Source organism: Colwellia sp. SU-HH00943 (genome assembly GCF_057546125.1).
The window spans coordinates 545,528-558,100 of the sequence record NZ_BAAJLW010000003.1 but is presented as its reverse complement, the minus strand read 5'-3'; the positions used below and the strand labels follow the sequence as shown (position 1 = coordinate 558,100).

Below are 12,573 nucleotides of genomic sequence, written 5' to 3'. Positions count from 1 at the left end.
ACACCTTTGCATGATTAATTATGCATAGCAATAAAGTTTTAGTTTCTCTTGTTAGTATGTTAGTTTGCAAACTTTATTGTGTAGTAATTTGTTATCATCTTCTGTGTAGAGAAAACTATGTCTTTAAAGTCCGTAAATTTTTCCCTTTTATTGCTATTTACTTTGTTTTTTTTAAATAGTTTTACCGTATTAGCCGCGCGTGATGTAACTCAAATACACCTTGAACCTGGTGATGGTAATTGGTCGTTAGGTATGGGTGTAAGAAGTGGCACCTTTCCCTATATTGGTAATGACGATGTAAATGATTTTTTACCCTTAATCACATATAACGGCGAACGTTATTTTATTGATGGTACTAGGGTTGGGGTTCACCTTTATCAAAGTAAGGATTGGTTTATTGGCACTTATGCAGCTTATAGGTTTGCAGGCTTTAACGAAGAAGACAGTTTCGAGCTTGATGGTATGGAACGTGATGATGGCGTCGATGGTCGTTTTGCTATTTCTCGCTTAACTGAGTTTGGAAGTATTACTTTAGATATAGGTGCTGATATCAGTAATGCTTCAAATGGTTGGGATGCTGATTTACGTTGGGGAAAGCGTTTCGAGTATGGCAATTTTCGTTTTCGACCTTGGTTAGGGATAACCTTTGAAGATGCAGATCTTACTAATTATTATTATGGGGTATTAGATTCAGAAGCTATGGAAAACAGACCTAGCTATCAAACCACAAATGCACTTGAATGGCGATATGGTATCGATATGAGTTATCGGTTAGCGCAGCACCATTATATAGCCTTTAATATGCAATATTCTGAATTGGACTCGACTAAAATAAATAGCCCGATAGTAGCTGATAATGGACAATTTTCTAGCTTTGCTAGTTACCGATACGAATTTAATGACTTTCAAGACGATCCTTATACCAGCGGTAGTATATTTAAAGACTTAACTAAAGGTGAATGGTACTGGCGTGCGGCGGCTGGTAAGCATACTGAAACAACCTTTAATAAGTTAATGCGTTTTCAAGATATGTTTAAGCCTGAAGAGAGGGGTACTGGGTTAGCGAGCTTCTTTGTTGGTAAAAAAATCGCAGATAACTTTATGTGGTTGCCCATAGAGGCATATGTGACAGGCGGTTATGTTCGTCGTTTTGAACAAGGTCTACAAGATAACTTTAATGAATATGTTTTAGGCTTTAAAGCTTACTTTTCCAAATTTCCATGGTCTCATATCGTTAAGACCCGTTTAGGTATCGCCGAAGGGGTTTCTTATGCGGCTAAAGTACCCTTTGTTGAACGTGAGCATGTAGAAGGGAAGAACCGCTCTGCCTCTAAGTTTTTAAATTATTTAGATTGGAGTTGGGATGTCAGCATTGGGGATGTTATTAGACAACCTAAATTAAAAGATTGCTATTTTGGTTGGTCGGTTCATCATAGATCCGGAATTTTTGCTAGCTCAGATTTTTTTGGTAATGTGAATGGCGGAAGCAATGTTAATACTCTGTATGTACAGTGCCATCACTAAGTTTTAGGGCAAGTTTCTTAAAAGCGTTGCCCTATAAAATCGATTCGATTACCGAGAATGATTTCTTCAAAATCAAATTCAGCAAGTTCTTTATCAATCAACAAGTTCTTGCCCCAAAGGCTTGCTTCTTTGGTGAGATTAAACTTCGATAGGTCAACTGTTTCTTCGGTGACAAATATAAGCCCAAGTGTTGAACCATTGCCTAAATCATTTTGCCAGCTAAATTCACTTAAGTTGATACAGTCACCGTTTAAGTTAAAAGCGTAAAAATTATAGTAGTGTTTTGCGGTTGCTTTCCCTAAATTTAACTTTATTAAGTCATAACCGGGTAAGGTCAAGCCAAATTGTGGCTCATAAATATAAACACTATGATAAGCAAAAATGAAGGCATTATTAAGTACCGCAATGGTGTCAGGAGCTCCCATGTATTCAAGTACATGATGATAATTTTTAATTTTCTGAATATTACTTTGTTTGGCTGGTATATTCTCACCATATTGGCGTTCTACTACAGAGCAACTGACAATATTAACTAGTGCAATTAAGGGGAGTAACCTTCTAAGCATATTAGCCTTGCTTTTGCTTAGGTAATTTTGAATAGGAATAGTCTTCTAGTACTCCTTGATCATTAAAGATAAATATTGCTCGATCAAAGATCACGACTTCAGTCGATTTATTGTAGATAAGCAGTACCAAGCCTTCACGGCTGACTTGCTCTTTTAAATAGTAATAGATAGTTTTATTACCAACAGCAACAATTTGAGAAGGTGGGCCTAGTACTTTGAGTACAGCATTACTCGTTGTTTTACCGTTATCAAAACCTTGATGCTGACGCCAGAGATTTTCAACACCTGATTCGCTACTAAAATTGACACAACCTGTGAGGATCAAGAGTAAAAAGCTTACTAGACCTATTCTTCGCATTTCGCTTGTTGCCTTTTGTTATTACGTTGATTAATTACATATCACTATAAGTTAACGTTAATGGAGGTGTTTTACCAACATTTATGAAAACCGATCATCTTAATATTACAAACATCGTTTAGGTTTAGGTAAACCAGCATATTTTGTCGCTTGTTTGGCTGGACCATCAGGAAATAGCCGAAATAAATAACGACTACTTGATTTTTCTTCGCCAAACTCTGCTTTCATCGCTTTTGTTAAAGCTCTGATAGCAGGTGAAGTATTGTAAGTAAGGTAAAATTGACGAACAAAATTGATCACTTCCCAATGAGCAGGTGTTAATTCAAAGTCATCTTGCTCCGCCATTATTACAGCTAATTCTTGTTGCCAAAGTGTATGATCGAGTAAATATCCATGTTTGTCAGTTTCTATCGCTTGATCATTAAAACTAATTGTTATTGCCATGTAATTACATTATCTACTTTAAAGGTTAATGATACTAAGTCATCCATTAATATGGTGGTAGCATGTGTTGCTTCGAAATCGATTGCTCTTGCGACAGCATGATCTTTAAGCACCATCAGGTTAATGTTTCTATGTATCTGGTTTAACAGAGGGTGAGTTAGGTTATAGCAACCGTCATCAATAAAAACCACCACGTCACTTGCTTGAGTAACTTGTACGCACTGCTCAAAGTCATTGGTTGAATAGGCGCTTTGTCTAACGATATGAAGAGTTGTCATAATGCCTCTTTTTAAAACCTTAAAACAGTGTTAAACGCAGCTAATTTTTTAGCGAAGCTTTGTGAATTAAGCACTTGTACCTGCTCTATATGAAAAGAATGTTCTAGATTGCGTACTTTTAATGAACTTTCGCAGACATAGATATCTTCAATGTCATAAAATTCAAATGCAGAAAATGTTTTTAAATAATCTTTAACGTCAATTAAGGCGCCACTTTGATGTGGAATAAGTTGATAAACACCATCACCTTGAAAAAAAAGAGCGGGTGCTTGCTCGAATGAGCCAAAAATTAATGCTATATCTAGTGCATCTTTACCCGTATTTTGGCTAAACGGTGCTTTACTGTTAATTATAGCAATCGACTTGGTAGTCTGTTCATTAGTCATTAAAATTGCACCACTTTATCAGCATTTGTTGTCAACTCAACCAGTTCACCTAACCCTGAAATGGTAAAAGAACCATCAATAAGTTCACTCGTTTCATCTTCAGTAACAAGACCATGCTTTTCAGCAGCAGTAACACATAAGTGTAAAGGGAGCTGGTACTTTTCATGCAATAATTGCCATTGGCTTATTGTTTGAAACTCATCACTTGCTATATGTGTTTTACTAGCAGCATTTAATACTCCATCTTGATAAAAAAAAGCCCCTATAACATTAATATGATTATTTAACGCAGTTTCAATATACTTAAGCGCGGTAACAGTTAAGTTACTGTAAGGTGGGGTTGTTATGATAACGGCAAGTTTCTTCACTAAATTTTCTCAGTTTGAAAGGTTTCTCAGGTTGAAAGTATAAAAAAGCCCCGCAATTGCGAGGCTTTATTATAAATGGATAGTAACAAATAGAAAGTCAAAAACTCAATTCTATTTATCGTTACTGATATTAATCATCACCACCGAATACACCTAGTAAGTGTAATAGGTGAACAAAAATATTATAAATATTTAAGTATAAAGAAATAGTTGCACGAATGTAGTTACTCTCACCACCGTTTATAATTCGGCTTGTATCAAATAAGATCAAGCCAGACATTACCATAATTACCGCGGCACTAACTGCTAGAGAAAGTGCTGGAATTTGGAAAAAGATATTCGCTAAACTTGCTACTAATACAACAATCAAACCCGTCATTAAAAAACCGCCCATAAATGAGAAGTCTTTTTTACTTGTTAATGCATATCCTGATAAAGCAAAAAATATTAATGCAGTTCCACCAAGAGCTTGCATAATTAATGCAGGGCCGCCTGGCATAGCAGCGTACACATTTAACATAGGTCCAAGTGATGCACCCATTAAACCAGTGAAGCCGAAAATCCAAAAAATACCACTTGCTGAATCAGCTTTTTTATTTACAACAAACATTAAACCAAAAGCAACTAACATCATTACTAACGCTGCGACATGTGACAAGTTCATCGCCATTGAAACGGCAGCGGTAACAGCACTAAATGCTAAGGTCATTGACAGTAACATATAAGTATTTTTCAATACTTTATTTATTTCTATAGCAGAGCTTTGGCTCGCTGTTTGAAAATTCATATTAGATTGCATAAAACTTCCTTTAAGGTTTAATTCTAATTGATTTATTTTTCTAATAACTAAGATAAGGGCGTTTCAGTAAAGTTCAAGTTTTATTTGATCTAACGATACACCCTCATTGACATATTATGACATGCGGTTTTTTAAATAGCCAGCACAAGCTCGTTGATATTACTCAGTTAATTGTGTCCTTTTGTTACAAGCTATATTGGCTTGCTTCTCTCTATAATCACGCTACATTCTGCTTTTAGATTAATCAACAAAGATTTTTTCTAAAACACTCATTTGAATGATCATTAATTAATCCTGTTGCTTGTAAATGAGAATATAAAGTTGTTGATCCTAGAAATTTGAAACCTCGCTTTTTCATATCTTTTGCTAATTGATTACTAATAGGAGAGGTTGCAACATAATCTTCACTAGTTTGAATATTATTCTTGACTGGTGCGTTATTCACATAAGACCAAATAAATGTACAAAAACTGCCATACTCATTTTGTATTTCTATGAAACGCTTCGCATTATTAATTGCTCCTTCAATTTTGAGTTTATTACGTACTATCGAAGCGTCTTGCATCAATCGTTCTATATCTTTTTGAGTAAAACGGGCAACTTTAATCACATCAAAGTTAGCAAACGCTTTTCGGTAGCCATCGCGTTTTTTAAGAATGGTATACCAACTTAAACCTGCTTGAGCTGATTCTAAAATAAGGAACTCAAACATGACTTTGTCATCATGTACAGGCACACCCCATTCATTATCATGGTAATCTATATAATCTAATTTACTTGTATCTACCCACGGACAACGACAAACATTACTTTCTTTTTCAGACATTACTATTCCTTTTGCTTGATTCGGCTACAAACTGGCTATTTTTTTAGCAAACGGTTCGTTAATTCCTAATTAGCACTTTACAACTACCAAGGGACACTTTAATATTCGCCCCGTCTTCAAGCAAGTGTTTCTATTTGCTTAAGCAATTGGTGAGATGGCTGAGTGGTCGAAAGCACCGGTCTTGAAAACCGGCATGGGTTTGTAGCCCATCTAGGGTTCAAATCCCTATCTCACCGCCATATATAAAAGGGCTAGTAACTCAAGTGTTCATTAAATGAATGTTTGAGTTACTAGCCCTTGTTTTTTTAGTGTTCAAAACTCTTTTCTAGACTTTTCAATAGAAATAATTAGTGTCTAACCATAATTAATAGCTTGTGATATTAATTAACGTTTCAAATTAAATTTTAATATTAGCGTTCCTCTTTTATTACAAACATAAGTAAGTCGTTAAATCTGGAAAATAACAGTTGGCTTTTGCGCCTTTGTCGCTTATTTTAGCCAATGGTTTTTGTCTTTTTGTTAGGCACTTTGTAATTAGGTAAATATGAAGAAAAGTTCAATCCCACAGTTTATCGGTGTTATTGTCAGTTTTATAGTAATTTGGCTGATTAATGACTTAGTGATTGTAGATAAGTGTATAGATAATGGTGGCAGCTTTAAATTTGATACAGGCGAGTGCTTATTAGAGTCGGGTGAAATATACAAATTTGAATTTGGCAATTACTTAATCGCTATTTACTTCTTCGTTGCCATTATTATCGCATTAGTTGTTTCATTTATTATTCGTAAAATATTTGGTATCAAGCAGTGATAAACGAATAAACTAAGGAGCAGCCTATAAGTTATAAGTTTCCTAACAACTATTAACGACCAAAGTCAGTATTTAAAATCTGACCATGATTTCAACTGAAAACATATGCATACCCCAACTTATAAGGACTTTTACAGAGTTCTCAGAGTTTCTCTCTCACCCACACATTTAGTTATAAGTTAAGGCAGTTTTGCTAATTTGACTTTATCGAATAAATTACACATATTTTATATGTCATAACTCCTGTTTATAGTAACTAAACTTTGTTGTACAACTCGATTTAGTTCAAGCTATACAATAAGTGAGTTTGACTAAATGGAACTATAATCGCTAGCAGAATGTTCAGGACGCCCTATGCGTATATGCAAATTTCTTTTTCTTTTATTGTTATCAGCTCAAGCAATGAGTGATGATGATGTACCAGTGGATCTATTTGAACTTTCATTAGAAGATTTGTTGGCAATAAAAGTTTCTACTGTGTCAAAAAAAGAAGAGCGGATCATTGATGCACCAGGTATAGTCAGCATTATAACCGAAGAGGATATTCAACGTTTTGGTGCTCGAAACCTGAAAGATATTCTTCTTAGAATACCCAATTATTACATGTTCGATTCTATTGCACTTCATAGCAATGGTAGTACATTGCGCGCTGGTGCAACACAACATTTAAATAACCACATATTATATTTAATTAATGGTCGACCTTTAAGAGAATCGCTCAATGGTGGCCGACAAACAGATATAAACATGCTATTTCCAATCAGTGTTATTGATCGTATTGAAATAATACGAGGGCCAAGCTCTGTGCTATACGGCAGTAATGCTTTCAACGGTACTATAAATATCATTACAAAAAAAACAGCAACTGAAACGTATTCAAGTATTAAGTTAATGGCAGGGCATGGTAAATATAAAGCCATTGAAGGATTTAGCAACGCGAATATTACTAGTGATATTAATATTGATGCTTATTTTAAATTGTTAGATGAAGAAGGGGAGACAATTGTTGCACGAGATAGCCAGTTGCAAATAGGTTCAAGTCAACTTTACCGAAAAGGCTTCTTTGCTAAATTGGGTGGCAGTTATAAAGGGTTATCAATAGAAAGTACACTAAGTGAAATTAAACTTCCTAATATAAGTGGCCCATTCTTATGGTCTGGCCTTGATGAGTGGACTCATAATCGTCAATATTTAGCTTTAGATTATGATCATGCTTTTAATGAAAATTGGCAATCTACATTTAATTTCTCAAGTAATCAGGTAGATATGAGTATCGAGTCTCCAACTGCGATTACCTATAAGTCAGAAGGTTACATGTTCGAAGCTTCTGTTAATGGTAAGGTTAATGAACAGATTGAGGTTGTTTTTGGTGCTGTTCAAGATCATGTAAAAGGAGATTTAAGTTTTCGAGGCGGAAAAAACAGCACTATTCGTCATAGCTTCTACGGGCAATTTGACTATAAGTTTAATGATCAAGCTAAAGTTACAGCAGGTTTACAAACTAATAAAATGGAAAGTCAAAACACCCATTTTTCACCAAGAATTGCACTAGTTTATAAATTTACACCTAATTGGTCGGCTAAAGCATTATATGCTGAAGCATTTCGTTCTCCTTTTGGTTCAGAATTAAATTTTGAATCAGTTTTTTTAAATGGTAATCCAAACTTAAAACCCGAAACAATTAAGACCTCTGAATTACAACTTAATTACACCAATAGTCAATATATACTTGCTTCAACTTTTTATCATAGTGAGAGTAATGATTTAATTGGTAGAAGCCGAATTGATGATAAGACATATTTTGTAAATATAGATCAAGAGATCAATTATATTGGAGTAGAGCTTGAAGCCGTTTGGAAGATTACGCCCGCGTTACAGTTACAGGGAAATGCAAGTTATCAAGAAACGGAAGATGCAGATGGTATTAAAGATATTATGTTAGCATCGAACACAATGGCCAAAATAGGCTTAAGTTACACAACAAATTATGGAGTTTCTTTAGGTATTTGGAATAGCTATTTGGGTAATGTGAGTAAATTAGAAGATATCCCTAATAGTCACGTTGTTATTGCAAACCCTGAGGCTAATGCTGTTAACCTTCTTAGTGTTAACTTGTTAATAGACATAGGCAAGTTGACAGAAAACTCAAGTTGGAATGGGGTAGAGTTATCTTTGTTTGGTAATAATTTATTAAATGAGGATGTTTGGTTTCCTGAGATGGGACAAAAAACAGTAAATACCTATCCGCAATCACATACTAATGGCATTACCGCCAGTGTTAAGTTCAAATTTTAATGTTTATTTATATTACACCATTAAGTTATTAAGTTAGTTTATGAATAGGGGGGTTGGTTGCATGAACTAGCATAAACTGCTAATATCCGCACCGTTTTTATATAGTGTAGAGAGCTAATATTTAGTTCTTTATATTGTCAGGCCGCTTTATGCGGTTTTTTTATTTTTTACATTCTTGTTAATGGTTTTTAATTGTTTAAGTTAGGGAAGTCGTTTGATGTTTAAGGAAATTAAATTGCTGTGTAAGTGTGCTTTAATGTTTTGTGTGGTCGCTTCAACAAATACATTTGCACAGGAAGAGCAAGCAACATCTAACATAGATGAAACAATTGTACTTAAACCTGTAATTACAGAAGAAGAAATAGCCAGTTACTACCCAGAGAAATATCCTGTCACTCGTTGGGAAAACCTTAACCCTAGTGATGATTTTTACAAATCCCCTTACCAAATCTCTTTGTTTTCAGCTGATAATGGTGAAGATAGTGCACGTTTATGGTCACAAACAAAATCAATTTTTGCCTATGGTTTCGGTGTTATAGGTGTAATCGCATTATTACCCGAAGACATATCAAATTGGGATTCTGAAGAAGGTTTATTTGGAAAATGGACTGATAATGTTAAATCAGGGCCTGTTTGGGATAGAGATAATGGTCCACTTAATTTGATCGGCCACCCGTACTTTGGTGGTGTATATTATCAAATAGCCCGAAAATCTGGCTATCGTCAGTGGGATGCTTTCATATATTCAACTTTAATGTCTACGTTTTACTGGGAGTATGGTATTGAGGCTTTTGCTGAGGTGCCATCAATTCAAGATTTGTTTATTACACCAATTTTAGGTTGGGGCTACGGTGAATGGGCCTTTAATACTGAAATGGATATTCGTGAAGATAATGATTTATTGTGGGGCTCTTCAATTTTAGGCTCTACGGCTCTTGTGTTGCTTGATCCCGTTGATAGTTTAAGTGTTGGCGTAAACAATCTATTTGGTAAAGAAATCATTAAGGCTGGCACAGGTTACGTTGGCGTTAAGGATGTAACGATAAACAGTAACGGTGATACCGAGAGCCAAATTCAACTGAACATATCATTACAACTGGGGGATGGTAGCAATTATACTCCTAAAAAACGCAAGGTCAGTAAACGTAAAAAGGATCCTGTTGATACAGGTATTGTCGGTTTATCATACGGCGTAGGGCAGGTTTACCTAGATGATTATTGGCAAGTAAAAAATGATATTGTAGGTGAGTACTCTTTAGGCTTGTATTTCTCTAAAAGTTTTTCATCTCGACTATCTTATGCCAAAAATAAATTGGAAAACTTAAGTGCAGGTAATGAAATTGCTTATGAAAACTATAGTTTAGACAGTCAATACTACTTCAACACCGATAGTCGATTTAGACCTTATGTAACCGCAGGTTTTGGTGAAATGATGTGGTATAAGGATTATGATTATAAAACCTTCCAAGTAAATGCTGGCGCTGGACTCCATTACAAAATAAGTAACAAGTTTGCTTTGCAGCTAGATTGGCGTCACTACCATAGTTCTCAAAAGAGTACTGATGAAGACACTATTGCGGCACGCTTAATTTATCTTTTAGGGGATGGTGAGCGTTAAAATTACCTTCTATATTTTTAGTTTGTAAAAAAATATTAATAACTAACGTTCAATTTTGCATAAATTGACATTTGTGCATAGGCTTAAATTGTCTCTAATTTTTTAGGGGAAACAATGAAAGCTATATTCAAACTAACCGCGTTATTTCTTACCGTTACTTTGTGTGCTTGCCAAAGCACGTCTAATACTGTTCAAAAACTAGAGCAGCCAAGCTCGTTTTATTTAGATAATCAATTCCCCACTGCTTCACATCATCAGCTTGAAACAGAACAAGAGATCTTCTTTTTAGATGATGATATGAAAGCGATGGTTAAAGAAAAACTAATACCGGCTAAGAGTTCGAAGCTAAAAGCAATATTATTATTAGAGCATATATTCTCTCAAGATAATGTTGCACTTAGTTATGAAAGTAACGCTAATGTAACAGCCAGTGATGCTTATCAGAATAAATCAGCAAATTGCATGTCACTAACTATCATGGCTTATACACTGGCCAAGGAAGCTGGTTTAAAAGTACAGTTTCAGGAAGTTGAAGTGCCTGAGTATTGGATTAGAAATGGTCAATATAACTTACTAACAGGTCATGTAAATTTATTAATCAAAGCTGACTTATACTCTGACAGAAAAATTGTTTTTGGCTTAGATAATATTGAAGTAGATTTTGACCCTTATATTATCAAGCAATCTTTCCCTAAAAGAGTTATACAAAAACATACGGTACTAGCCATGTTTTATAACAATAAAGGCGGACAAGCGTTAGTTTCTGAAGATTACGGAATAGCTTATCAATATTTTAAAGCAGCAACAGAAGCTGATCCATTATTTAGCGCTGCATGGGGAAATTTAGCCGTATTATATAAACTAACTGGTCACACCGAAAAGGCCGAGCAAACATACCGTTATGCGATAGCCATAAAAAATGAAAACTTAACTGCGCTAGCTAATTTAGCTATTTTGTTACGAGATCAAAACAACTTTGAAGAAGCAAAGAAAATAGAAAGTAGCTTATTGGCTAAAAGAGAAAATAACCCGTATTACCACGCCGTGTTAGGGGATGAAGCTTACTACAATGAAAACTACCAACAGGCCATTAAGCACTTTAAAAAGGCATTGAAACTAAATAATAAAATCCATGAGTTATATTTTGGCTTAGCTAAAACCTATTATAAATTAGGTAATATTCAAGCGACTAAAAAAATGATGCGCATGGCAATAAGAGTCAATAAAATAAAAAGTATCGATGAACAATATGTGGCAAAGTTGAACTTTTTAAATGCTGAACAAGTTAATTAAATTTTATTGGATATGGGGCGTTTTACTTTTTATTTTTATCTTTCCTGTAAAGAGTGACTTTGTTACTTATAGCAAAGGGAACCACAAAACTCCGACAATAAAACCATCAAATAAGTTAAATGAATCCCTGTTAATTAAGCATGTAAAAACCTTAGCTAACGATAATTTTGCTGGAAGAAAATTTGCTACACCTGAAAGCATTTTGGCTCAAGACTATATAATCCTACAATTACAGAAAGCTCAGGTTTCATCTTTTTTAGGTAAGTTTCGACATAGTTTTATTCATGAGACTTTGTTTTCAACAAAGCAAGGGTACAATATTATTGGCTATATACCCGGACAAATATTCCCTGAACAATATATTGTTTTAACGGCCCATTATGATCATCTAGGTAAAAAGCAAGGCACTATATACAATGGTGCTGATGACAATGCCTCAGGTGTTGCTGCACTACTAGCATTTGCTGAACATATACAACAATCCCCCTTACATCATAGCGTGATCTTATTATTTACTGATGCAGAGGAGCAAAACCTTCTGGGCGCGAAAGCATTTGTAAAACAACAGATTAAACTCTTACCTAAAGTTAAGTTAAATATCAATATTGATATGATTGCCGGGAGTAATCGTACAAGAAGGTTACATTATCTAGCACGTAATCTTGATCAAGTATTATCAGCAGAGCATATAAAGGAGTTATCAAGCTTTCAATCACCCATTAAACTTCGTGAAGGCTTTAGATCAATGAGTATCCAGAGTACTAAACGGCAAAATTTTCTACACGCTAGTGATCACAGTGTATTTTATCGTGCAAATATACCTTTTATTTATTTTGGTGTTGGCAATCACCCAAATTATCACACTCCTAAAGATACCTTTAATCGTATAAAACAATCTTTTTTTGTCGAAGCAAGCCAGTTAATTTACCAACAATTACGTTTTATAGATAAAAACCTGACTAACTAGACAATTAATATTTCAAACAAAATTAATCACGTTATAATAA

General features: G+C 34.7%; 14 protein-coding genes and 1 tRNA gene. 7 read left to right on the top strand and 8 right to left on the bottom strand.

Annotated elements, in window-relative coordinates:
• Positions 1-117: 117 nt before the first annotated feature.
• Positions 118-1,524: a MipA/OmpV family protein gene (locus AC27GZ_RS10940; RefSeq protein ID WP_487095066.1), complete on the top strand. Its 1,407-nt coding sequence runs from the start codon at positions 118-120 to the stop codon at positions 1,522-1,524.
• 17 nt (positions 1,525-1,541) lie between these two features.
• Here AC27GZ_RS10940 and AC27GZ_RS10935 read toward each other — a convergent pair whose 3' ends face one another.
• The 8 genes from AC27GZ_RS10935 to AC27GZ_RS10900 all read right to left on the bottom strand — a co-directional run bounded on the left by AC27GZ_RS10935 (position 1,542) and on the right by AC27GZ_RS10900 (position 5,549).
• Complete coding sequence (locus tag AC27GZ_RS10935; RefSeq protein WP_487095064.1) at positions 1,542-2,090, bottom strand: hypothetical protein; 549 nt, start codon at positions 2,088-2,090, stop codon at positions 1,542-1,544.
• Position 2,091: 1 nt separating this feature from the next.
• A complete protein-coding gene (locus tag AC27GZ_RS10930; RefSeq protein ID WP_487095063.1) occupies positions 2,092-2,448 on the bottom strand; it encodes a hypothetical protein in 357 nt (118 codons plus the stop codon).
• 105 nt (positions 2,449-2,553) lie between these two features.
• Positions 2,554-2,892 carry a TusE/DsrC/DsvC family sulfur relay protein gene (locus tag AC27GZ_RS10925; protein WP_487095061.1) on the bottom strand — a complete coding sequence of 113 codons (339 nt, stop codon included), beginning with the start codon at positions 2,890-2,892 and terminating at the stop codon, positions 2,554-2,556.
• Positions 2,883-3,170: a sulfurtransferase complex subunit TusB gene (gene tusB, locus AC27GZ_RS10920; RefSeq protein ID WP_487095059.1), complete on the bottom strand. Its 288-nt coding sequence runs from the start codon at positions 3,168-3,170 to the stop codon at positions 2,883-2,885. The genes AC27GZ_RS10925 and tusB overlap by 10 nt, the downstream gene beginning before the upstream one ends.
• Before the next feature lie 11 nt (positions 3,171-3,181).
• On the bottom strand, positions 3,182-3,556 hold the full coding sequence (tusC, locus tag AC27GZ_RS10915; RefSeq protein ID WP_487095057.1) for a sulfurtransferase complex subunit TusC: 375 nt from the start codon (positions 3,554-3,556) through the stop codon (positions 3,182-3,184).
• Entirely contained in the window at positions 3,556-3,924 is a 369-nt protein-coding gene (gene tusD / locus AC27GZ_RS10910; RefSeq protein WP_487095056.1) for a sulfurtransferase complex subunit TusD, read from the bottom strand. Before tusD ends, tusC begins: the two co-directional genes overlap by 1 nt.
• A 130-nt stretch (positions 3,925-4,054) precedes the next feature.
• Entirely contained in the window at positions 4,055-4,723 is a 669-nt protein-coding gene (locus tag AC27GZ_RS10905) for a Bax inhibitor-1/YccA family protein (RefSeq protein WP_487095055.1), read from the bottom strand.
• Between the two features lie 244 nt (positions 4,724-4,967).
• Positions 4,968-5,549, bottom strand: a complete 582-nt coding sequence (locus AC27GZ_RS10900; protein WP_487095054.1) for a DNA-3-methyladenine glycosylase I — start codon at positions 5,547-5,549, stop codon at positions 4,968-4,970.
• A gap of 148 nt (positions 5,550-5,697) precedes the next feature.
• Here AC27GZ_RS10900 and AC27GZ_RS10895 point away from each other — a divergent pair.
• From AC27GZ_RS10895 to AC27GZ_RS10870, 6 genes are all read left to right on the top strand, one after another.
• Positions 5,698-5,788: transfer RNA gene (locus AC27GZ_RS10895), tRNA-Ser, on the top strand.
• Positions 5,789-6,093: 305 nt separating this feature from the next.
• Complete coding sequence (locus AC27GZ_RS10890; RefSeq protein ID WP_487095053.1) at positions 6,094-6,360, top strand: hypothetical protein; 267 nt, start codon at positions 6,094-6,096, stop codon at positions 6,358-6,360.
• Positions 6,361-6,714: 354 nt separating this feature from the next.
• Positions 6,715-8,655: a TonB-dependent receptor plug domain-containing protein gene (locus AC27GZ_RS10885; protein ID WP_487095051.1), complete on the top strand. Its 1,941-nt coding sequence runs from the start codon at positions 6,715-6,717 to the stop codon at positions 8,653-8,655.
• Between the two features lie 256 nt (positions 8,656-8,911).
• Positions 8,912-10,273, top strand: a complete 1,362-nt coding sequence (locus AC27GZ_RS10880) for a DUF3943 domain-containing protein (RefSeq protein WP_487095050.1) — start codon at positions 8,912-8,914, stop codon at positions 10,271-10,273.
• 114 nt (positions 10,274-10,387) lie between these two features.
• A complete protein-coding gene (locus AC27GZ_RS10875; RefSeq protein ID WP_487095048.1) occupies positions 10,388-11,566 on the top strand; it encodes a tetratricopeptide repeat protein in 1,179 nt (392 codons plus the stop codon).
• Positions 11,547-12,533 carry a M20/M25/M40 family metallo-hydrolase gene (locus AC27GZ_RS10870; RefSeq protein ID WP_487095047.1) on the top strand — a complete coding sequence of 329 codons (987 nt, stop codon included), beginning with the start codon at positions 11,547-11,549 and terminating at the stop codon, positions 12,531-12,533. Before AC27GZ_RS10875 ends, AC27GZ_RS10870 begins: the two co-directional genes overlap by 20 nt.
• Positions 12,534-12,573: the final 40 nt, after the last annotated feature.